At 56.7% G+C, this 22,918-nt stretch carries 21 protein-coding genes; 6 read left to right on the forward strand and 15 right to left on the reverse strand.

What is annotated here, in order from left to right:
- Positions 1-101 precede the first annotated feature (101 nt).
- The 4 genes from ACO0LO_RS12595 (at position 102) to ACO0LO_RS12610 (ending at position 3,280) form a co-directional block, all read left to right on the forward strand.
- Positions 102-590 (forward strand): nuclear transport factor 2 family protein, encoded by a 489-nt coding sequence (locus tag ACO0LO_RS12595; RefSeq protein ID WP_422964566.1) that lies wholly within the window; start codon positions 102-104, stop codon positions 588-590.
- Between the two features lie 169 nt (positions 591-759).
- Entirely contained in the window at positions 760-1,335 is a 576-nt protein-coding gene (locus ACO0LO_RS12600; RefSeq protein ID WP_422964567.1) for a TetR/AcrR family transcriptional regulator, read from the forward strand.
- Positions 1,336-1,543: 208 nt separating this feature from the next.
- On the forward strand, positions 1,544-2,368 hold the full coding sequence (locus tag ACO0LO_RS12605; protein WP_422964568.1) for an SDR family NAD(P)-dependent oxidoreductase: 825 nt from the start codon (positions 1,544-1,546) through the stop codon (positions 2,366-2,368).
- 27 nt (positions 2,369-2,395) lie between these two features.
- The gene (locus ACO0LO_RS12610) at positions 2,396-3,280 is read left to right on the forward strand and encodes a type 1 glutamine amidotransferase domain-containing protein (protein ID WP_422964569.1); all 885 of its coding nucleotides are present in this window, start codon (positions 2,396-2,398) and stop codon (positions 3,278-3,280) included.
- 171 nt (positions 3,281-3,451) lie between these two features.
- Here the strand turns inward: ACO0LO_RS12610 and ACO0LO_RS12615 are convergent, their stop codons facing one another.
- From ACO0LO_RS12615 to ACO0LO_RS12645, 7 genes are all read right to left on the reverse strand, one after another.
- On the reverse strand, positions 3,452-4,225 hold the full coding sequence (locus tag ACO0LO_RS12615) for an enoyl-CoA hydratase (RefSeq protein ID WP_422964570.1): 774 nt from the start codon (positions 4,223-4,225) through the stop codon (positions 3,452-3,454).
- Between the two features lie 143 nt (positions 4,226-4,368).
- Positions 4,369-5,565 carry an acetyl-CoA C-acyltransferase gene (locus ACO0LO_RS12620; RefSeq protein ID WP_422964571.1) on the reverse strand — a complete coding sequence of 399 codons (1,197 nt, stop codon included), beginning with the start codon at positions 5,563-5,565 and terminating at the stop codon, positions 4,369-4,371.
- A 15-nt stretch (positions 5,566-5,580) separates the two neighbouring features.
- Complete coding sequence (locus ACO0LO_RS12625) at positions 5,581-5,997, reverse strand: PaaI family thioesterase (protein WP_422964713.1); 417 nt, start codon at positions 5,995-5,997, stop codon at positions 5,581-5,583.
- 40 nt (positions 5,998-6,037) lie between these two features.
- Entirely contained in the window at positions 6,038-8,437 is a 2,400-nt protein-coding gene (locus ACO0LO_RS12630) for a 3-hydroxyacyl-CoA dehydrogenase NAD-binding domain-containing protein (RefSeq protein WP_422964572.1), read from the reverse strand.
- A 75-nt stretch (positions 8,438-8,512) separates the two neighbouring features.
- On the reverse strand, positions 8,513-10,303 hold the full coding sequence (locus ACO0LO_RS12635; protein WP_422964573.1) for an acyl-CoA dehydrogenase C-terminal domain-containing protein: 1,791 nt from the start codon (positions 10,301-10,303) through the stop codon (positions 8,513-8,515).
- 105 nt (positions 10,304-10,408) lie between these two features.
- Positions 10,409-11,014 (reverse strand): TetR/AcrR family transcriptional regulator, encoded by a 606-nt coding sequence (locus ACO0LO_RS12640; RefSeq protein WP_422964714.1) that lies wholly within the window; start codon positions 11,012-11,014, stop codon positions 10,409-10,411.
- Between the two features lie 245 nt (positions 11,015-11,259).
- Positions 11,260-11,637: an RNA-binding S4 domain-containing protein gene (locus ACO0LO_RS12645; protein ID WP_422964574.1), complete on the reverse strand. Its 378-nt coding sequence runs from the start codon at positions 11,635-11,637 to the stop codon at positions 11,260-11,262.
- Positions 11,638-12,008: 371 nt separating this feature from the next.
- On the opposite strand from ACO0LO_RS12645, the gene ACO0LO_RS12650 reads away from it, so the two are divergent.
- A complete protein-coding gene (locus ACO0LO_RS12650) occupies positions 12,009-12,677 on the forward strand; it encodes a TetR/AcrR family transcriptional regulator (RefSeq protein ID WP_422964575.1) in 669 nt (222 codons plus the stop codon).
- A complete protein-coding gene (locus ACO0LO_RS12655) occupies positions 12,674-14,671 on the forward strand; it encodes an acetoacetate--CoA ligase (protein ID WP_422964576.1) in 1,998 nt (665 codons plus the stop codon). The genes ACO0LO_RS12650 and ACO0LO_RS12655 overlap by 4 nt, the downstream gene beginning before the upstream one ends.
- 174 nt (positions 14,672-14,845) lie before the next feature.
- On the opposite strand, the gene ACO0LO_RS12660 is transcribed toward ACO0LO_RS12655, so the two are convergent.
- From ACO0LO_RS12660 to ACO0LO_RS12695, 8 genes are all read right to left on the reverse strand, one after another.
- The gene (locus ACO0LO_RS12660; protein ID WP_422964577.1) at positions 14,846-15,643 is read right to left on the reverse strand and encodes a DUF429 domain-containing protein; all 798 of its coding nucleotides are present in this window, start codon (positions 15,641-15,643) and stop codon (positions 14,846-14,848) included.
- Positions 15,640-16,803, reverse strand: a complete 1,164-nt coding sequence (locus tag ACO0LO_RS12665) for a phospholipase D-like domain-containing protein (protein ID WP_422964578.1) — start codon at positions 16,801-16,803, stop codon at positions 15,640-15,642. Before ACO0LO_RS12665 ends, ACO0LO_RS12660 begins: the two co-directional genes overlap by 4 nt.
- 9 nt (positions 16,804-16,812) lie before the next feature.
- A complete protein-coding gene (locus ACO0LO_RS12670; protein WP_422964579.1) occupies positions 16,813-17,637 on the reverse strand; it encodes an endonuclease/exonuclease/phosphatase family protein in 825 nt (274 codons plus the stop codon).
- 33 nt (positions 17,638-17,670) lie between these two features.
- Positions 17,671-18,138 (reverse strand): dihydroneopterin triphosphate diphosphatase, encoded by a 468-nt coding sequence (nudB, locus tag ACO0LO_RS12675; protein ID WP_422964580.1) that lies wholly within the window; start codon positions 18,136-18,138, stop codon positions 17,671-17,673.
- A 249-nt stretch (positions 18,139-18,387) separates the two neighbouring features.
- Positions 18,388-20,193, reverse strand: coding sequence for an aspartate--tRNA ligase (gene aspS, locus ACO0LO_RS12680; protein ID WP_422964581.1), 1,806 nt, complete (start codon positions 20,191-20,193; stop codon positions 18,388-18,390).
- A gap of 91 nt (positions 20,194-20,284) precedes the next feature.
- Positions 20,285-20,911, reverse strand: a complete 627-nt coding sequence (locus ACO0LO_RS12685) for a DUF502 domain-containing protein (protein WP_422964582.1) — start codon at positions 20,909-20,911, stop codon at positions 20,285-20,287.
- A 75-nt stretch (positions 20,912-20,986) separates the two neighbouring features.
- Positions 20,987-21,349 (reverse strand): FmdB family zinc ribbon protein, encoded by a 363-nt coding sequence (locus tag ACO0LO_RS12690; protein ID WP_422964583.1) that lies wholly within the window; start codon positions 21,347-21,349, stop codon positions 20,987-20,989.
- Positions 21,350-21,423: 74 nt separating this feature from the next.
- Positions 21,424-22,863 carry a sodium:solute symporter family protein gene (locus tag ACO0LO_RS12695; protein WP_422964584.1) on the reverse strand — a complete coding sequence of 480 codons (1,440 nt, stop codon included), beginning with the start codon at positions 22,861-22,863 and terminating at the stop codon, positions 21,424-21,426.
- Positions 22,864-22,918: the final 55 nt, after the last annotated feature.

The raw sequence follows: 22,918 nt of genomic DNA on the forward strand, positions 1-22,918 counted from the left end.
AATGGGCCCTTGCGGTTGATGAGGTGATTCGCGGCGCGGGTGGACAATAGGGCGTGGCTATCTTTTCGGTGTAAATCACCATTTCCCTGAAGGACACTGACATGAGTTCAGCACGTGTATTACTTGAGCAATTCTTAAAAGGTTTGGAGAATCTTGATCATGGAGTAGACCAATGCATCGACCTCTTCGCAGAAGACGGGATACTCGAATTCCCTTATTTTCCTGCGATAGGCCTAAAGCGGCGGTTCGAAGGGCCCATCGCTATACGCACGTTACTTGAAACAGTTAAAGTCCAGGTCACCTCGTTCGAAATCAGTGCACTCATAATCCACGACATGAAGGATGAATCTTCGCTCTTTGCCGAATATCATTCTAAAGGGCGAATAAAGGCTTCCGACCGAATTTATGTGCAAAATTACGCAAGTTTTTTAGTGGTACGCGACGGAAAAATTAAATTGTTGCGTGCATATTTGAATGTTATCGCAACAGCGAAAGCATTGCTTCCCAACGGAATTGCTGACGTTCCCGGATTCCATTTGCTAGACGCCGATTGTCCTTCAAGGCCTGTGTATGCAGCGATTACCGATTAGACGCCGAGCGCGACTTTAGTTGAGTAAAGTTGGTAGACCGCCTCCCGAGTCTCTTTAACAGAATACAGAATAGTCTTGATTTTCTGAACCGATCGTTCTAGAATCTGCGTCAAACATGTCAGACTACTTAAAAGGTAGTTCTGCATTGTATTTTTACAGGGACTCGTAAATGGGCAGGCACAAAGAATTTGAACCGGAAGAGGTACTGGAAAAAGCCATGGCCCTCTTCTGGCGCCAAGGCTTTGAACGGACTTCGATGCAGGAGCTAGTGGAAGCAATGGGGATCCATAAGCGCTCTATATACGACACTTTCGGTGACAAGCACACGCTGTTTCTGATGGCGCTTGAACGCTACGCTGACATCGCCGATCGAGATTTGCGCCAGGCCGCAGTGAGAGATACCAATGCCCGCCTGATGATCAAAGACTTACTAGAGTCGTCCATTGTCATCGCTGCCGACAATTCCCTTGGCTGTTTGCTGGTGAATTCTGCAACCGAAGTTTCCGGATACGATAGTCAGGCTGCCACGAGGATCAATGACAACTTTGATCGTTCGGCGAAATTGATTACGCAAATCGTCGCCCGCGGACAAGCGAAGGCGGAAATCAGTGTCAAGTACGAAGCTGCCGGACTTGGCTCTATCATTTTTAACACCTGGGTCGGGATCAGGGTGCAAGCTCGCAGCGGAATTCCCGTCGCGAAGTTGCAAAAAATGGTCGATAGCGTGATTGCCCTGCTCGACTAAAATTTTTTACCCCTTTCTTTACCAATCGTTCTCAAAAAAAATTGACAGAAGATAGAAATGCAGAAGGTGTGCTTTCAGTGATCCGAAAAACAACGCCCCATTCTGGGCGCAAATTGCCCATACCGTCAGCTGTCCATCGTCCAGTTGCAATCAATGTTTTTACAGCCGGCATCCGAAAGGACGCCTTTATTTACATCAGGAGTCATAAATGAATATCAGTAACACTCAAAATCTTCCCGGCAAAAAAGGCATTGCTATCGTCACGGGCGCTTCGGCGGGATTAGGCGCTGTATATGCTGATCGTCTGGCCGGACGCGGCTACGATCTAATCTTGGTTGCTCGGCGCGCTGATCGACTAGAGGCCATGTCACAGCGCCTTCGTACTAAACACGGTATCGAGGTGAAAATACTGGTAGCCAATTTGACTGAGCGCAAGGACCTTGAACGCATCATCACGGAGATATCCGCTAATCCGAACATCACCCTCTTGGTCAACAACGCCGGTAACGCAACACTGGCACCCGCACCATCGTTAAATGATGAACAAATCGACGCCATGCATAAACTGAACGTCGATGCCCTGGTCGGTCTTAGCCAAGTCGCATTGCGCAAGTTCCTTGAGCGTGATTCTGGAACGATCATCAATGTCGGCTCCGTCCTTTCTTTTCAAACTATAGGATTGAGCGCGGTGTATAGCGGGACCAAAGGCTATGTGCTGAATTTCACTCGCGGATTACAGATTGCGGCGGAAGGCACGAACGTCAAAGTACAGTTGGTACTGCCTGCATCTACAGCTACAGAGCTGTGGGACCTTTCCGGCGTGCCACTGGCAAACCTGAACCAAAGCTCAGTCATGACTGCAGAGCACTGCGTCGATGCAGCGCTGGCCGGATTGGACCAGGGAGAAGCGGTAACCCTCCCTTCCGTGGAAAACAAACAGCTTTGGGATGCATTCGAGGCTGCACGCACGAATCTGTTTGCGGCAACTCAGACCGGGAAACCTGCATCACGCTACGCAGTCGAATCAGCATAATCATAAAGAAAATCTAAAGAGGATCACATGAGCGTCTTTAAACCTTTAGGTCAAGCATTACTTATGTCTTTGGCCGGCATATCTATCACTTCTGCCGCGGAAGCTGTTCAACAACCAACCGCGGGTCAAGTACTCGTTGTTTTATCGGGAGAACAAGAACTTGCTCTCCGCGACGGCAAATCATATAAAACAGGCTATTTCTTGAACGAGCTTGCCATCCCGCTCAAAAAAATCGTAGATGCCGGATACATGCCCGTGTTTGCAAGCCCCGGCGGAAAAACGCCTGCGATGGATGCAAATTCGAACAACAAGTTCTTTTTTGGGAATGATGAGTCCGCACGTGCGGCGGCTTATAAATTCGTATCTGATTTTGCCGCTCTAAAGCATCCCATCAAACTCAGCAATGCCGCGAAGTCTGGCTCCCGTTCATACGCCGGGATTTTCATTCCAGGTGGACATGCCCCAATGCAGGATCTGGTTCATGACAAATCCCTTGGCAAAATTCTGCAATCATTCCACGAGGCTGGAAAGCCTACTGGCATCATTTGCCACGGTCCAATCGCTTTGCTTTCCGCGACTTCAGACCCTGTAGGCTACGAAAAAGCCTTGATCAATGGCGATAAAGCTGCAACTAGCCGCTATGCAAAAGACTGGCCATACGCCGGCTACCGCATGACTGTTTTTAGCAACTCAGAAGAAAAACAAGGCGAAGGCCCTGGTAAGCAACTAGGAGGCGAGGTCAGGCTTTACGCAGAAGACGCTTTGCGTGCTGCGGGCGCCAACCTTGACGAAGCAACTGACTGGCAAAGCAAGGTCGTAGTGGATCGAGAACTCGTCACAGGTCAACAACCTTTTTCGGATAAGGCATTTGGGGATACGTTCGTCAGCCAATTGAAAGCAGCTCATCAATAAATGATAGACAGAGCAACCGCTTTGGTGCCAGTAACACCTTACCTGCGGTTGCTTGCTTCTGCGTCATTTATTAGTCTGGTCTCGGTAGCCAAAAACACCAATTTCGACTTCTCTCGCAAAAATCTCAGCTTCTGTGGCACTTTACGGATATGCTGACAAGCGGTAATCAAATCAAGAAAACTTTGAAAAATCCGGCTTACGCTTTTCAAAAAACGCGGTAAACGCCTCTTTTGCTTCCGGTGCTTTCAACATCTCGCCAAAATTCTTGTTCTCTTCTTCCATCTTCGCGACAATCGCCGCGGCCTGGTTACCCTTCATCAGGCGCTTGGTGGTGCGGATGGAGTTGGCTGGCAGTGCGGCCAGTTTGGCGGCCTGCTTCTGCGCATAGGGCAGCAACTCTTCCAGCGGCAGCACCTTGGTGGCCAGGCCCATGTCCCAGGCGTCCTGGGCTGAGAAAGCTTCTCCCAGCATCAGTTTTTCCGCCGCGCGCGGGTAGCCGACGATTTGCGGGAACAGCATGCTAGATGCAAATTCCGGGCACAGGCCCAGCCGCGTGAAGGGCATGGAAAGCTTGGCATTGTCGGCCAGGTAGACCAGGTCGCAATGCATCAGCAAGGTGGTGCCTATGCCTACTGCGGCGCCGGATACGGCTGCCACGACAGGCTTGCTGGACTGGCTTAGCGCCTGCATGAACTGGTAAACCGGCGGCGTGCCGCCCTGGGCGGTGCTCGGCGCATTCTTCATGAAATCTTCCAGATCGTTGCCGGCTGTGAAAATTTCCGGCCTGCCGCTAATCAGAATGGCACGTATGGCGGCATCCGCTTCGCCGTCTTTCAGCGCATCGGCCATCGCCTGGTACATCGAAGCGGTGATGGCGTTTTTCTTTTCCGGGCGGTTGAAGCTGATGCTCAGAACGCCGTTTTCTTTGTGGGTCAAGATATCCATTGTGTGTCCTGTCTCATTTTTATAATAAAAAACCGCACATGAAAGCTCAAGTGCGGTCGTTGTCTGTGGCTAAACTAGCGGCCGCTGCAATTCGTTGCCTGTTCCTGCGGTTCTGGTAAGCATCGCAGACAGGCAGCAGTTCATTACATGTTCTCGAAAATACCGGCCGCACCCATGCCTGTGCCTACGCACATCGTGACCATGCTGTACTTTTGCTTGTTCCTGCGCATGCCGTGAATGGCAGTGGCGGAGCGGATCGCACCAGTTGCACCCAGCGGGTGGCCAAGGGCAATCGCGCCGCCCATAGGGTTGACCTTGGACGGATCCAGGCCCAGGTCCTGGATCACGGCCAATGCCTGCGCTGCAAACGCTTCGTTCAGCTCGATCCAGTCCAGCTGGTCTTGCGTGATGCCGGCTGCGCGACAGGCGGCAGGAATCGCAAACTTGGGGCCGATGCCCATGATTTCAGGTGGCACACCGCGAACAGCGAAGGAAGCGAAACGCGCCAGCGGCGTCAGGTTGAATTCTTTCAGGATTTTTTCGCTGACCAGGATCAGTGCGCCTGCACCGTCTGAAGTCTGCGAGCTGTTGCCGGCGGTGACGCTGCCCTTGGCGGCAAATACCGGCTTCAGCTTTGCCAGGCCTTCCAGCGAGGTGTCCGGACGCGCGCCTTCATCCCTGCTGACGGTGCGGGTTTTGATATCAATCTGACCGGTTGCCAGATTGGGGAAGCGCTCGATGATCTCGACCGACGTCATTTCATCATCGAACAGGCCGGCGGCTTGCGCAGCCAGTGCCTTCTGGTGGGAAGCCAGCGCAAACGCATCCTGCGCTTCGCGCGAGATCTTCCACTGGTTGGCGACTTTCTCGCCCGTCAGGCCCATGCCGTAGGCCATGCCGACATTTTCATCTTTCAGGATGGCCATGTTCATCGACGGATGGTGGCCCATCATCGGCACCATAGACATCGATTCGGCGCCGGCCGCGATCATCACGTCAGCCTGGCCGACACGGATGCGGTCGGCCGCCATGGCCACCGCGGTAATGCCGGAAGCGCAATACCGGTTGATGGTCACGCCTCCTATGGTGTTAGGCAGGCCGGCCAGCAGCACGCCCATGCGCGCCAGGTTCAAGCCCTGTTCTGCTTCCGGGAAGGAGCAGCCGACGATCGCATCTTCGATCAGCTTGGGATCAAGGTTAGGCACCTGCGACAGCGCCGATTGCAGCGCGCGCACCAGCAGGTCGTCCGGACGCATATTCTTGAACATGCCGCGCGGCGCCTTGCCGATAGGGGTGCGGGTGGCGGCGACGATGTAGGCGTCTTGAAGTTGTTTTGTCATTTCATTTCTCCTGATTCATTCATTTGATGGCGCGACGGGAAGCTTCGCAATCGTGCCTTGCGCAATAGCGCATAACAGTTCCTTACCTTCATTCACCACGAACAGGTCGCAACGGCAGGCGGCCTGCGTTTTTCCTGCATGCACGGCCACGGCGCGTGCAATGATTTCCTGTCCTATGGCGGGACGGAGGTAATTCAGTTTGTATTCCGACGTAACGACTGCGGTCCCGAGTGCTGCACCACCGGCAAAGGTCAGTGCATTGTCGGCGGCATAGCTGAGCACGCCGCCATGCACAAAGCCATGCTGCTGTTTCAGGTCATCGGTAATTGCGATCCGCAATTCCGTGCCTCCGGTATCGAAGCGGGTGAGGCTGGCCTTCAGCAGCCTGCTGAAAGGCTGGCTTTGCAGCGCTTCCTTACCAAATTGCAGCATGTCCATGGCGTGTGCGGCTCCGTGTCAGTATGCGGCCGGCCTAGTTGCGGACCGGTTTGCCGGTCTGCATCATGCCCATGATGCGTTCCTGCGTCTTGGGATGGTTCAGCAATTCCATGAAGGCCTTGCGTTCCATATCCAGCAGCCACTGCTCGCTGACCACGCTGCCCTGCTCGACTTCGCCGCCGGAGACGATCTCAGCGATCATCGTGCCCAGCTTGTAGTCATGCGCAGAGATGAAGCCGCCGTCACGCATATTGATCAGCTGCGCAGAGATGGTTGCCATGCCGTAGCGGCCTGCTACCGGCACCTGCACCTTCAACGGCGGACGGTAGCCGGCGTCGAACATCGCGCGCGCTTCTACCTTGGCAACATGCAGCAGTTCATAGGCATTGAAGACGATGACGTCATCCGCCGACAGGTAGCCCATCTTCTGCGCTTCCAGCGCGGATTTGGATACCGCTGCAGTGGCCGCATTGGTGAAGTAGTTTTTCAGGAACTGCAGCAGGTCGTTGCCCTTGGCATCTTTTGCTGCGCGCACCGCTGCTTCTTTCAGGCCGCCGCCTCCGGGAACCAGGCCTACGCCCACTTCCACCAGGCCGATATACGACTCTATCGACGCCACGCGTTTTGCCGCGTGCAGCGCCAGTTCGCAACCACCACCCAACGCCAGGCCGGCTACGGCGGCAACGACGGGCACGCTCGCGTATTTCAACGCCTGGTGCGCCTGTTGCAAACGCGCGATTGCCGGTTCGATGGCTTTGACGCCACCAGACATGAACAGCGGCAGCATTGCCTGCAGGTCGGCGCCGGCAGAGAAGGCGCCGCCTTCGGCTGCGTCGGTATTCCAGATGACCAGGCCCTTGAAATTTTTCTCGGCTTCGGCAATCGCTTTTTCCATGCCGTCGATGACGCCAGGCCCGATGACGTGCATCTTGGTCTTCAAAGACAAGATCAGCACATCGTCATCCTGGTGCCAGATGCGGACGGACTCATCTTCAAAGAAAGTCGTGCCCGCAGTTTTGCCGTCCGGCGCGCCTGCGCCCAGTACCGGTGCGCGGAATGCCTGGCGCTGGTACACCGGCAATTCGGAACGAGGTACGTAAGTCTTGCTGCTGGCAGACCAGGAACCTTCGGGCGTATGCACGCCCGAATTTGCGCTAACCGGGCCATCGAATACCCATGCCGGCAGCGGCGCATTGCACAGCGCCTTGCCTGCATCGATATCTTCCTTGACCCAGTTGGCAATCTCTTGCCAGCCAGAGGCCTGCCATGTCTCAAAAGGGCCGGTGTTCCAGCCGAAGCCCCAGCGCATCGCAAAATCGATATCACGTGCGTTGTCGGCGATGGATTCCAGGTGGAAGGCAATGTAGTGGAAAGCATCGCGGAAAATCGCCCACAGGAACTGTGCCTGCGGGTTGGTCGATTCACGCAGGGTCTTCATGCGCTTGACCGGGTCTTTTTCTTTCAGCATGCGGGCAACGACGTCATCGGCCTTGCCGCCGCCGGCAACATATTCACCCTTGGCAAAATCCAGGCGCTGGATATCCTTGCCTACCTTTTTATAGAAACCGGCGCCGGTCTTCTGGCCCAGTGCACCGGCGGCAACCAGCTTGGCCAGCACGTCCGGTGTTTTGTAGATGGCGAAGAAAGGATCGCTTGCCAGGTTGTCCTGCATGGTCTTGATGACATGGCCCATCGTATCCAGGCCCACCACGTCGGCGGTGCGGAACGTGCCGGAAGACGCGCGGCCCAGTTTCTTGCCTGTGAGGTCATCCACCACATCCACGCTCAGGCCGAATTTTTCAGCTTCGTAGATAGTTGCCAGCATGCCGAAAATGCCAACACGGTTGGCGATGAAGTTCGGCGTATCCTTGGCGCGTACCACGCCCTTGCCCAGCGTCGTGGTCAGGAAGCCTTCCAGCTGGTCGATGATTTCCGGGCGCGTCGCCACGGTCGGAATCAATTCCACCAGGTGCATATAGCGCGGCGGGTTGAAGAAGTGCACGCCGCAGAAACGGGCTTTCAGCTCGGCATCGAAGCCTTCAGACAGTGCCGTGATGGACAGGCCCGACGTGTTGGATGCGAAGATCGCATTCGGCGCAATGTAAGGTGAGACCTTCTTGTACAGGTCGTGCTTCCAGTCCATGCGTTCTGCGATCGCTTCTATGATCAGGTCGCAGCCCTTCAGGATGTCCAGGTCGTCTTCGTAATTGGCGACTTCGATATACGAGGCATCATCCTTGTTGCCCAGCGGCGCAGGGTTGAGCTTTTTCAGGTTGTCGATTGCGCGCAGTACGATGCCGTTTTTAGGGCCTTCCTTGGCCGGCAGGTCGAACAGCACGACAGGCACCTTGGCATTGACGCAGTGCGCTGCAATCTGCGCGCCCATCACGCCGGCACCCAGTACCGCCACTTTTTTTACGATGAAATTAGTCATTTTTTACCTCATGTGTCTCATGTGGAATGACACCCGGGGCAGTCCATCAGCATGGTCGGCCCGGGTGCTTGTTGCTTAGAACAGGTCTGCTTCCAGAGCCATCAAATTGGCAGAGCCGGAACGGGCCTGGCGGATCAGCATTGCTGTTTCAGGCAGCAGGCGGCCGATGTAGAAACGGGCGGTCGCCAGTTTGGATGTGTAGAACGTGTCGCCGGAATCTTTTTTGGCCAGCGCGATTTTTGCCATTTGCGCGAAGAAATAAGCATAGACCAGATGACCGACCACACGCAGGTAAGGCACAGCAGCAGCGCCGACCTCATCCGGGTTCTGGAATGCCTTCATACCGATTTCCATCGTCAGCTTGGTGACCTTGTCGCCCAGGTCGGCCAGCGGCGTAATGAATTCGGCCAACTCTTCATTGGTGCCGTTTTCTTCCACGAAAGCCTGCACCTTGGCGCCGAACTTGCGCAGCTTAGCGCCGTTGTCCATCAATATCTTGCGGCCCAGCAGATCCAGCGACTGCACGGTGTTGGTGCCTTCATAGATCATATTGATGCGGGCATCGCGCACATACTGCTCCATGCCCCATTCGGAAATGAAGCCGTGGCCACCGTATACCTGCAGGCACTCGGAAGTAGCTGTCCACGCATTGTCGGTAATGAAAGCCTTGATGATAGGCGTCAGCAGCGCGACTTCGTCGGCGCAGTTCTTGCGCACTTCTTCATCGGGGTGGTTCAGTTCCTTGTCCAGCTGCAGCGCGACATAGCCGCTGAAAGCGCGCGCGCCTTCAGCGTAGGCTTTTGCCGTCAGCAGCATGCGGCGCACGTCGGCGTGCACGATGATAGGGTCGGCTGGCTTGTCCGGCGCTTTCACGCCCGACAGGCTGCGCATCTGGATGCGGTCTTTGGCGTACACCAGTGCGTTCTGGTAGGCGACTTCCGTCAGGCCCAGGCCCTGCATGCCCACGCCCAGGCGTGCCGCATTCATGAACACGAACATCGCAGCCAAACCTTTGTTGGGGCCGCCGATCAGCCAGCCGGTCGCGCCGTCCAGATTCATCTGGCAGGTTGCATTGCCGTGGATGCCCATTTTTTCTTCGATCGCGCCGCAGAAAATAGGATTGCGCGCGCCGTTGGAGCCATCTGCGTTCGGCAGGAATTTAGGCACGATGAACAGCGAGATGCCTTTGGAACCTTCCGGCGCGCCTGGCAGGCGGGCCAGCACCAGATGCACGATGTTGTGCGACATGTCATGCTCGCCGGCGGAGATGAAAATCTTGCTGCCGGTGATCTTGTAGGAACCATCGTCCTGCGGTTCTGCCTTGGAACGCAGCATGCCCAGGTCGGTGCCGCAATGCGCTTCAGTCAGGCACATCGTGCCTGTCCATTCGCCGGACACCAGCTTTGGCAGGTACAGTGATTTTTGTTCCGGCGTGCCGTGCTCGTGGATGCATTCATAGGCGCCGTGCGACAGGCCGGGATACATGGTCCATGCCTGGTTGGACGAATTCAGCATTTCGTAGAAAGAATTGTTCAATGCCAGCGGCAGGCCCTGGCCGCCGTATTCCGGATCGCAGGACAGCGAAGGCCAGCCGGCCTCCACATACTGCTTGTAGGCTTCTTTAAAGCCTTTTGGCGTGGTGACCGTGTGCTCGGCCTTGTCATGGTGGCAGCCTTCGCGGTCGCCGGAGTGGTTCAGCGGGAACAATACCTCGGAAGTGAATTTACCGCCCTCTTCCAATACCTGGTTGATGATGTCGGCATCGATTTCTGCATACTTCGGCAGGCTCTTGAATTCATTTTCCACTTGCAGCAATTCATGCAGCACGAACTGCATGTCACGCAAGGGAGCGACGTATTGACCCATGATTTTCTCCTGATGGCCGGTAAAGGCCAGATAAAATAGTTATAACGAATGTGTCTGAATCTGTAGTGTCTACATCTAATATCTAAATTTTTTATTGCAGGTGTCTCAAACCTGCTCTGCGGTCTGCCGCGAATAATTTTCGATCAATCTTTCAAACCCGATTTCCGCCCTGTCCACGCTACCCGGCTTGCGCAGGAAGCGCGCATCGTGATGGAGCGCCAGGATCAGTCCGTACATTTCGTAGACGATCTGCTCCGGATCCACCTCCGGGCGCAAATGGCCCAGCTGTATCGCCTGGGTGGTAGCGCGGCGCAATGCGCCCTGCCACGCGTGTATCATGCCGACCAGTTCATCGCGTATTGGACCCTGGCGGTCATCGTATTCCGCTGCACCGCTGATATAAATGCAACCGGACGCGATCTCGACCGTCACGCGCTTGACCCACAGCGCAAACATCGATTGCAGACGCGGCAAACCACGCTCTTCCTTCATGCTGGGGTAGAACACTTCCTGCTCAAAGTGATGGTGATACAGCTTCAGCACTTCAATCTGCAAATCTTCACGCGAGCCGAAATGGGCAAACACGCCGGATTTGCTCATGTTCATCTTATCGGCCAGCAAACCTATCGTCAGCCCTTCTATGCCGTCGCGGCTGGCGGCATCCAGCGCAACGTCCAGAATGGCGGCGCGGGTCAGCTCGCCTTTACGCATGAATTTCGATGTCATATTCATAATGCACTTAATCGTGTTGAATGATCCATAGTTGCTATTTCTGCTTGCTACTATGTGAATTAATCGAACGCTCGTACTATTAGGCACGGCGCTATAAAAGTCAAACCGGAAACCGTGATGTGACCGTGTTTAGAGGAGAGTATCTACTTGCTTTGCAGTGTTTACGCGGATTTCCCTGCATTCCGAAAGCTTTCTTTCCTACAAGGAACATCATAGCCGCGATCTCAGCTGCGGGTAAAATCCAGCAGGCGGCGATCCCGCTTGGTGGGCCTGCCGGTGAGCGAGGCGCCCGGTTCACGGAAATATTTTCTGTCCTGCGCTGCCTTCACGCGCTTTTCCGTGCTTTCCGCGGTCTCCTGATACATGGTTTGCGCCACCGTGGCTGACCCGCGCACTTCCAGCGCGCGCAGCACCTGCAGCTCCCAGACCTGGTCCGCATGCTGTATCTCCAGCATGTCGCCCTGCCTGACACTATGCGCCGGTTTTACACGCTGGCCGTTTTGCAGCACGCGGCCCAGTTCCACCGCGCTCGTTGCCAGCGTCCTGGTCTTGAAAAACCGCGCGGCCCACAGCCACTTATCTATCCTGACGGTATCGCTCATCTGTTATCGCCTGCCCCTGCCATTGCTGGAAATCTTCGCCGTATTTTCACACGGCCTACCTATTTTTTGCACTGTATTTCAGCACTCCCGCAACTTATTTAAGGGCGATACAGGCATTTTTCCGGCATGCACCTGCCTGGCGCCGCATATGTGCCGGGCCCTAGCCAATTGCTGCACCGCGCATAGACAAAAGCTTGTACGAACGTACAATCGACTTGCCAAGCAATTGCTTTCCCTGAAATTGAAGCCGAGTCGTCGCCCGGCTTGCCGATCCGGCGCAAGGCGACGGTTATCGGCCCCACCCTGCAGCCACCCAACCGGTGTCTTTAATGGCGGGGCCAACCACCCTGATCTTCACAAGAAAGAAGCCGATGAGCTCAGTGAATGATTTAAGCGGAAAAAAGCGGGCTATCCTGGTCGCTGCGGAGAAGTGCTTTGCCATGCAAAGCTACGAAGGCGTATCGATCAGGGACATCGCCCACGAGGCGCAAGTGCCTGTCGCACTGGTGGGATATTATTTCGGCGCCAAAAACGAGCTATACCACGCCATCTACGAACACCGCAGCAGCTATATTGCAGAACGCCTATCTGACCTGCACAAGGCCACGCAGCATGCCGACCCCGACATGGCGCTGAACGCCATCATCGCCGCCTTCATCACGCCGGTGCTCAGGTTGAATGAGCAGCCGGATGGGGTCAATTTTTCACGCATGGTGATGCGCGGCGTCATAGACCAGCATGAAGCCAGCGCGCGCATCACACGGGAATTTTACGACCCTATGGCAAGGGAGTTCATTTCCGCGCTCAGCAGTGCACTGCCGGCGGCGCCGATAGAGATCATTTTCTGGTGCTACCAGTTTGCGCTGGGAGCCTTGTTGCACCATGTAGTAGACACGCGCATAGAAAGACTTTCCGAGGGCCTCTGTCCTGCCCGCAACGCCGCCGTGGCTACGCCGCACCTGCAGCGCTTCATCACCGCCGGCATACGCGCCGCAGCACTTGCCCCTCCCCATCCATCCGTCAAGGAACACCCAGCATGAACGACGTCAGCAACAAACTACTCTGGACCCCTACCGCAGAACGCATCGCCGGCACCCGCATGCATGACTATATGCAATGGCTGAGCAATAATAGGAACCTGCAGTTCAGCGACTACAATGACCTGTGGCGATGGTCGGTGGAAAACCTGGAAGATTTCTGGGAGACCATCTGGCAATATTTCGACGTAAAAAGCAGTGCCCCCTACAACAGCGTGCTCAGTACGCACGCCATGCCGGGTGCAAAATGGTTTGAGGGTTCGCAGATCAACCTGACGGAGCAAGTCTTCCGCTTTCACCGGGATGACGCCGGCGCAAAGCAGCCGGCTATCCTGTTTCAATCCGAGCCGGACATCGCCGCAGGAAAAATCCACGCCATGAGCTGGCAGGAAATGCGCCGCCAGATCGCCTCGGTTGCCCATGCATTGCGCGCGATGGGTGTGGAACGCGGCGACCGGGTGGCAGCCTACCTGCCGAATATCCCCGAAACCGTCATTGCGTTTTACGCCTGTGCCAGCATAGGCGCCATCTGGTCCAGCTGTTCGCCCGACATGGGCAGCCCCAGCGTGCTGGACCGCTTTGCGCAGATCCACCCCAAGGTGCTGATCGCCGTAGACGGCTACCGCTACGGCGGCAAACCCTTCGACCGCATGAGCGTTGTGGAAACCCTGCAGCAATCGCTGCCCAGCGTCCAGCAGGTCGTGCTGCTGCCGATATTGCATGACGAACTGCCGGCAGGCAATTTCGCCAGCTGGGACAGCCTGCTGCAGCACGATGTGGAGATGCAGTTTGAAGCACTGCCTTTCGACCATCCCTTGTGGATCGTTTATTCATCCGGCACCACCGGCATGCCCAAGCCCATCGTGCACAGCCAGGGAGGCGCACTGCTGGAGACATTGAAGGGCCATGGGTTGCAAATGGACCTGGGAGAACAGGACAGGTTCCACTGGTTCTCCACCACCGGCTGGATCATGTGGAACTCGCAGGTGACCGGCCTGCTGGTCGGGTCAGCGATCTGCCTGTATGACGGCAACCCCGGGTATCCGGACCTGGGCACGCTGTGGAAGTTTGCAGAACATACCAAGGCCACTTTCCTCGGAGCCGGCGCCGCCTACTTTGCCAACTGCATGAAGGCTGGTTTAGAACCGCGCAAGATCGCCAATCTGGACCTTATACGCTCGGTAGGCTCGACAGGCTCGCCGCTATCGGAAGAAGGCTTTGAATGGACCTACCAGCAGGTCGGCAGCGACATCATGCTGGCCTCGATCAGCGGCGGCACCGACATCTCTGCTACCTTTGTCGGTTCCTGCCCCATCATGCCGCTATATTCGGGCGAGATCCAGAGCCGCAGCCTAGGCATCGCGGTCTACGCAATGGATGAACAAGGCAAGGTGCTGAATGACGAAGTGGGAGAGCTGGTCGTCACCAAACCCATGCCGTCGATGCCGCTGTTCTTCTGGAACGATCCGGAAAACCGCCGCTATCTGGATAGCTATTTCGACGTTTACCCCGGCTGGTGGCGGCACGGCGACTGGATCAGGATCACCCCACGCGGCGGTGCCGTCATCTACGGCCGCTCCGACACCACCATCAACCGCCACGGCATCCGCATGGGCACCAGCGAAATCTACCGCGCCGTGGAAAGCCTGCCCGAAATACTGGACAGCCTGGTGGTGGACCTGGAATACCTGGGCAGGGAATCGTATATGCCGCTGTTTGTCGTGCTGCGCGCGGGCAGCGAGTTGAATGAAGAGCTGGCCGGCGCGATTAAAACGACGATCCGTACCGCGCTTTCCTCGCGTCACGTGCCAAACGAGATCTTTGCGGTGGCGGAAATTCCACGCACGTTGTCGGGCAAGAAGATGGAACTGCCGATCAAGAAACTGCTGATGGGCACGCCCATCGACAAGATCGCCAACCGCGATGCGATGGCGAATCCGGGCAGCCTCAGTTATTTTGAGAAGTTTGCGACCGCGAGGGAAGCAGCAAATAATTGACCTGGGCGAGCATGACTTGTAATACGGATGGAGAGCGGCGTACAGAGGAAGCAGCCTGGATGGAGCGCAGCGCAATCCGCGGACGTGAGCCTGCAGACCGCGGACCACATCCCGGATTGCGTTGCACTCCATCCGGGCTACCACTCTCTGTCTATTGAAGTATCAAGCGGAGCATCAAGCGCCGACTATCCAGCCTTCCAGTGCATCAAACTCCGGCAAACCGTAATGATCGTCGCGGCGCTGCCATCCCCAGGCAGCGCTCAGCGCGCACAGTACGGCATCCAGTAAATCGCCGCTGCCGTCGGCCACCAAGGCTTGCCGAAAATCGCCACATCGCAAGGGTATGCCAAGCTTATATTGCCCGGCCTCCAGCGCCGCAATAATCTGCTCGCGCCTCGCCAGCCTTTCTTCGGTGTGCTTGGCCTTGTCGTCGCTCTTGTACGATGCCTTGGTGATGCTCCTGGCCAGCATCCCCGGGTAAGCTTCCAGCGCGATGCGGCTGTCTCCGGCATGGATGCCGGGAATGCTGATGCCCGCCTCCAGCAGGCGAGGAACGCCTGCATGCAGCATATACGCCACCGGCGGGTTGACCCATTTCATGGAAGGCGAAGATCCGGCGGGGCGGTCGGTAGCGCGGTGCGCAAACTTGTTACCCGCCTCGCGCGCATCGCAGAATGCCTTGAAGGTGCTGCGCAGTTCGGCACGCGAAAGATCGCGCAGATGCAGGATCAGGTCCTGCCATTGCAACGGCCAACCCAGATGCTCCACCAGTTCGCGCGGCAAAGAAAACGGCAGGTCAAAACCCGCCACCCAGGGGCCCGGCTGGCGCAGCCATGTCTCGAACGAGGCGAAGTCATGCAGCGATTGCAGCGACTCCAATAAGAATGTGTCGCCGTGCAAGCGGCCGGATGCAACGGTAATACCCTTGCGGCGGGACGGCGCCGACGTAAAATCCACCCCATGCAGTATCAAGCATAGCCCCCTAAGGTCGCAATGCGCATCAGGCTGCGGTAGATGATGTAGGCTGTGCCATACCATGCACGCTTGTACCAGGGCTGGTTATTGTAGTCTTCGACTGCAATCAGCACGCCATCGGCCACGCCCTGCTCCAGATGCGCGGTCAGCTCCTGCGTAAACCCGGCATCCCGGATCACCACATTCGCCTCCTGGTTGACAAACAAGCTCAGGCCGTCGAAATTGCTGGAGCCGACGGTCGCCCATTCATCATCCACCACGGCCACCTTCGCATGCAGCTGCGTCTTGCGATACTCCACGATCTTGACACCATGCTTCATCAGCTTGGGATAATAAGAATGCGCGACCGCATCCTGCAGCTGGAACTGGCCGACGCCGATCAGCAGCGTCACATCCACGCCGCGCGAAGCGGCGGAAATCAGCGCGCGGCGCAGTTTGCGGCCCGGGGCAAAATAGGGATTGGCGAGGATGGCCTTTTTGCGCGCCAGGCCCAGCGCCTGCAGGTAGGCACGCTGTATCGTGGCGCGGTGCCGCAGGTTGTCGCGGACGATGAAAGCTGCAAAGCTGGGTTCCTTCACATCCGGCTGAACCTCTTCCCGCAAGTTCAGCAGCAATTGCAGGCGCGATTTCAGCGCGAGCTTACCCAGCCGCAGCCACTGCGCATAGACCTCCAGGTGGATCTGGTTCAGCAGCGGACCGGTCAGGCGCACTGCGAAATCCCAGCGTGGAAAGGCCAGCGGCACTCTGGTGTCATCGTCGGAGATCATGTCGTCAATGATATTGAGACCGCCTACCAGTGCAATTTTCTGGTCGATCACGCAGATTTTGCGGTGCGTGCGCGCCAGGCCGCGCCGGAACCAGGGGTTGAAGCGGCGGAATTTGACACCCGAACGGGCAAAGGTTTCCAGCAGCAGCTTGGACCGATGGTCGCCGCTGCCCAGCCAGTCTGCAATGACCCTGACATTGACGCCACGCTGTGCGGCCCTGCCCAGCGCTTCGGCGACCAGCAGGCCGGTGACGTCCAGAGAAAAGATATAGGTTTCCAGCAGGATGTCCTGCTGAGACTGGTCTATGTCTTCGATCAGCGTAGAAAAGTATTCGGCACCGCAATGCAGGAGCCGGACATCATTGCCGCCCACAAAATTGAGTTTGCGCATTGACGTAGTTTACGCCTGGCGCGGCGAATATTCCAGCGTGGCGACAATCGGCACATGATCGGACAATTTCGACCAGGGCGCGCCGCTCATCACCTGTGCGGCCTCCACTTTGAAGCCGCGCACGTACATGCGGTCCAGGCGCAGCCATGGCAGCCCTGCAGGAAAGGTCCTGCCGGTCTTGATCTTGGGCCTGGCGCCGGGGCCTATGCCTGCCATTGCGGCGACCCGCATCGGCATCGATCCTATGCCCGCATGGCGGGTGCCGTCGTCGAACACTTCGACCACGCCCAGCTCTGCATACAGCGTATGGTTGAGGCTATTGCTCCAGTCATTGAAATCGCCGGCAATGATCAACGGCGCATCCGGCGGCAGGCTGGTATGGATTTCCTTGATCAGCGCCTGCACCTGGCGCCTGCGGCTGACTGCAAACAAGCCCAGGTGGATGACAAAACAATGCACATCCGCCGCAGGCGCGCGGATGACAGTGTGCAGGATGCCGCGCTGCTCGTAAGCGTGGTCCGAAACGTCATGGTTGGCGGACGAGGCAATTTCGAAACGGCTCAGCAAGGCATTGCCGTGGTGGCCGTGCTCATAGACTGCGTTCATGCCATAGGCGGAGTGGCGGGTTTCCCCGGCCAGGAAATGGTGCTGCGACTGCGCCGGCCACTGCATGTGCTTGACGGCATGCTGGTCGTGCTGGCCCTGCACTTCCTGCAGGAAGACCAGGTCGGCATCCAGCAGGTCTATCGCCTCCTTGATGCCGTGGATGCGGGCGCGCATGCCGAAGGCAGTGACGCCCTTGTGGATATTGTAGGTGGCGATACGCAGTTTCATGTCAGGTCACCCGTTATGCCGGTCCATACCGGCTTATGTCATCAAAAAATTCGGCAGCTGCAGGATGGCTTCCGCGTTCGACGACGAAAAGCAGCGGTCGGCGGCATCGCGGTAAGGCAGCCATACATGGTGCAGATGTTCGCGCGGCGCCAGGCGGACCGGGATATCGCGCGGCACCTGCAGGCTGAACACATGTTCGGTGTTCTGCGTCACCCCCGGCGCATAGCGATGGCGCCACACCGGGTAAATTTCATATATGTTGGACAATTGCCAATCCTTCAGCACCAGCAGGCCCGGTGAAGTTCCCCGCACGTCTATGCCGGTTTCCTCCTGCACTTCGCGCGCAGCGGTTTTCGGCAAGGCTTCTTCCGGCGCATCCTTGGAGCCGGTTACCGACTGCCAGAAACCGGGCTTGTCGGCGCGCTCTATCAGCAACACATCCAGCTCCGCAGTGTGTATCACCACCAGCACAGATTCAGGAATTTTATAAGACATCATCATCCACGATTATTGCCTGGGATTCGGTGCGTATGCGCTGCTGGATAGCTGGCTAATTGCTGACTCATTGCAGATGCCATGTACACCAATACATCCATTGCAGCGATGCAATGAATTCTAATAGCAATATCCACGCTGATCAGTACGGTAGCCAGCATAAGGCCTGACAACACGCACGGCGAATTCCCGGCTTGAAGACATAAAAAAAGGCGCGGATCACCGCGCCTTCATTATGCCATTGAACTAGCCTTATCAGGACTTCACTACCGGCTCGGGATTGCGCAAACGGATATGCACTTCCCTCAATTGCTTTTCATCCACAGGGGATGGAGCGTGGGTCAGCAAATCCTGTGCGCGCTGGGTTTTCGGGAAAGCGATCACGTCGCGGATGGATTCCGAACCTGTCATCATCGTCACGATACGGTCCAGGCCGAACGCCAGGCCGCCATGCGGAGGCGCGCCGTATTGCAACGCATCCAGCAGGAAGCCGAACTTTAGCTGTGCTTCTTCGGCATCGATCTTCAATGCGCGGAATACCTTGCTCTGTACGTCGGCACGATGGATACGGATCGAACCGCCACCCAGTTCCCAGCCGTTCAGTACCATGTCGTAGGCTTTGGAGATGCACTTGCCCGGATCGGTTTCCATCAGATCTTCATGGCCGTCTTTCGGCGCAGTGAAAGGATGGTGGGTTGCAGACCAGCGGTCGTTGGCTTCATCGTATTCAAACATCGGGAAGTCGATGACCCACAAAGGCTTCCAGGTGTCTTCGAACAGGCCTTGCTTCTTGCCGAATTCGCTGTGGCCGATCTTCACGCGCAATGCGCCGATCGCGTCGTTGACGATCTTGGCCTTGTCGGCGCCAAAGAAAATCAGATCGCCATCCTGCGCGCCGGTCTGCTCCAGGAGCTTCGCCAGTGCCGCGTCATGGATGTTCTTGACGATAGGGGATTGCAGGCCGTCGCGGCCCAGTGCTTTTTCATTGACCTTGATGTAAGCCAGGCCCTTGGCGCCATAAATACGCACAAACTGATCATACGCATCAATTTCAGAGCGCGGCATATTGGAGCCGCCGGGTACGCGCAAGCCGACCACGCGGCCGTTTGGCATGTTCGCCGCACCGGAGAATACCTTGAAGTCCACGTCCTTCATCACATCGGTCAGGTCGGTGAATTCCAGCTTGACGCGCATGTCCGGCTTGTCTGAGCCGTACAGGCCCATCGCGGTATCGTAGCCCATCACCGGGAAAGGATTCGGCAGGTCGATGTCCAGCGTGTTCTTGAATACCAGGCGTATCATGCCTTCGAATATGTCGCGGATTTCCTGTTCGGACATGAACGAAGTCTCGCAATCGATCTGCGTGAATTCAGGCTGGCGGTCGGCGCGCAGGTCTTCGTCGCGGAAGCATTTGGTGATCTGGTAATAGCGGTCGAAGTTGGCAACCATCAGTAATTGCTTGAACAGTTGCGGCGATTGCGGCAGCGCGAAGAATTCGCCGGCATTGACGCGGGAAGGCACCAGGTAATCGCGCGCGCCTTCCGGCGTGGATTTGCCCAGCATCGGCGTTTCAATATCGATGAAACCATTGGCATCCAGGAACTTGCGCACTTCCATCGTGACCTTGTAACGCAGGCGCAGGTTGTTTTGCATCTGCGGGCGGCGCAGGTCCAGCACGCGGTGCGTCAGGCGTGTGGTTTCGGACAGGTTGTCGTCGTCCAGCTGGAATGGAGGCGTTACCGACGGATTCAGCACTTCCAGTTGATGGCACAGCACTTCTATCTTGCCGGATTTCAGGTTGGCGTTGCCGGTGCCTTCAGGGCGATTGCGCACGACGCCGGTGATGCGCAGGCAGAACTCGCTGCGCACCGCTTCAGCAGCGGAGAACACGTCGGCACGGTCCGGATCACAGACTACCTGCACCAGGCCTTCGCGATCGCGCAGGTCGATGAAAATAACGCCACCGTGGTCGCGACGGCGATGCACCCAGCCGCACAGGCTGACGGTTTGACCAAGAAGAGCCTCAGTGGTGAGGCCGCAGTAGTGGGTACGCATGGACATATCTAATTACCTGTCTTTGTTCAAAGTTATCAATAATTCCGGCCGGCCCGCCATCATGTAAATGATGTAACGCTCCGGCGCTGAATGCTTATTATGGCTGCAAATTGGGGGCGTCTTTTTTTACCGGCAGATGCTCCGGAGCGACAACGCCCATGGAGACGATGTATTTCAGCGCCGCATCCACGCTCATATCCAGTTCTATCGTGTCGGCCTTGGGCATCATCAGGAAAAATCCCGATGTCGGATTCGGCGTGGTAGGCACGTAGACGCTGACATATTCACCTTGCAGATGGTTGGCGACATCGCCGCCGGGCACCCCAGTCAGGAAGGCGATGGTCCACGAACCCTGGTGCGGATACTGTACCAGCATGGCCTTGCGGAACGCATTGCCGGACGACGAAAACAGCGTATCCGAAACCTGTTTGACGCTGGAATAGATGGAATTGACGATGGGAATGCGGTTCAGCAGGCCCTCCCAGATCGATACCAGATATTTGCCAATGAAGTTCTGCGTCAGCAGGCCGGTGACGAAGATGATCAGCAAGGTCAGGATGGTGCCCAGGCCCGGAATGTGGAAGCCGACGACGGCCTCCGGCCGCCATTGCACCGGCAGCAGCAGTAGGGACTGGTCCATGGTGCTGATGATAGCGTTCAATACCCATAGGGTAATTGCCAGCGGCACCAGTATCAGCAAACCGGTAATGAAATATTTACGCATTACACTCGCCATTCTATTAATCAAATTGCAAACCCGGGAAGGCTGCGGTCAGGCCCATGCCATGCACGCCATGCTTCAGGCCGCTTTGGTGTCGCTGCCGCCGGATGTGGAGCCCGTGCCGGCGCTGTCGCTTGTGCCGGAAGAACCGGCAGAGCTGGAAGAACCGGAACTGTCTTTGGACGAAGAAGCCGCTTCGGAACCTTCCGAGCCGCCGGTATTGACGGCAGGTGCGGAAGCCCCGGCGGCGGCGTTGTTCCCGCCGCGGAAATCGGTGACGTACCAGCCTGAACCCTTGAGCTGGAAACCGGCCGCGGTTACCTGCTTCTTGAAGCTGGCCTTGCCGCAATGGGGACAATCACTCAGTGGCGCGTCGGACATCTTTTGCAAGACATCCTTGGCAAAACCACACTCTTCACAGCGGTAAGCATAAATCGGCATCTCTCGCCCCAAAAAAACCTGATAAAACCCTGAATTATAAAGGTTTTTTGGGTAAATTTGCGCACTGCACCGCTTTACACCGAATTAGCATGGGCCGCTACCGGGTTCCTGACAAACTGCGGCAGCAGCGAACCCAAGATCATGCCGGCCAGGCTGACCAGCACGCCCACCAGTTGCGGCGGCCAATACCCCTCGGGAGCGACCATTTCCAGGATGATCCAGACGGCCAAGCCCAGCACGATGGAGGCCAGCGCGCCCTGGCTGGTGGCACGCTTCCAGTACAGGCCAAACGCCAGCGGCACAAATGCCGCCACCAGGGTGACCTTGTACGCATTTTCCACCATCTTGTAGATGCTGGAACCGGTATTCATTGCAAACACGGTAACAATTGCCGTAAACACCAGCACAACCACACGCATCATGAACAGGAACTGCTTGTCGCTCTGCTTGGGCAACATGGCTTTGAGGATGTTTTCCGAAAAAGTTACCGAAGGCGCCAGCAGCGTCGCACTGGCGCAGCTCTTGATCGCCGACAGCAAGGCGCCGAAGAACATTACCTGCGCAAAAATGGGCACCTTGGTCATGATCAGCGTAGGCAGGATCAGTTGTGAATCCTTGTCGATCAGGCTTTCCACCATCTTCGGGTCGATCAATGTTGCCGAATAAGCCAGAAACATGGGGATGAAGGCAAAACAGAAATACAGCACGCCGCCCAGCACCGAAGCGCGGCCGGCAATCTGCTCGTTCTTGGACGAGGCTACGCGCTGGAATACGTCCTGCTGCGGAATCGAACCCAGCATCATCGTGATCCAGGCAGCGAAGAACCACAGCATTTCCTTGCCGGTCGGCGCCGGCCAGAACTCCAGCTTGCCGGCATTGGCTGCGTGCGCAATCACCGTGCCGGGGCCGCCGACCATGCCGGACACTTCCCAGCCTATATACAGCATACCGATGACGATGATGATCATCTGGATGAAATCGGTGATTGCCACCGACCACATGCCGCCCATCAAGGTGTACACCAGGACGCTGGCGGCCCCTATCATCATGCCGATATTCATCGAGATGCCGCCGCCGGATACCACATTGAACACCAGCCCCAGCGCCTTGATCTGCGCCGCCACCCAGCCCAGATAAGAAACGACGATACAGATCGTGACCAGCACTTCAACGGCGCGGCCGAACTTGTTCCGGTAATAGTCGCCTATCGTCAGCAGATTCATGCGATACAGCGGACGGGCAAAGAACAGGCCGACGAAGATCAGGCACAGCGAAGAACCGAAAGGATCGGCAACCACGCCGCGCAAGCCCTCCTTGACAAAGGTGGACGAGATGCCGAGCACGGTTTCAGAGCCGAACCAGGTCGCGAATACGGTGGCAGTGACCACATACATGGGCAGCGCGCGTCCTGCGATCGCGTAATCCTTGGAATTATTCACGTAACGGGCAGCGTACAGGCCTATGCCTACCGAGATAACCCAATAAAGCACGACAAACCAGATCAGAGTGTTCATGAGAGTATTAGCTAGAAGAACGGCCACACGGCCAGATGGTCAAACGATCAGGAAG

It is taken from the genome of Undibacterium sp. TJN25 (genome assembly GCF_049339885.1).
Classification (GTDB): domain Bacteria; phylum Pseudomonadota; class Gammaproteobacteria; order Burkholderiales; family Burkholderiaceae_D; genus Undibacterium.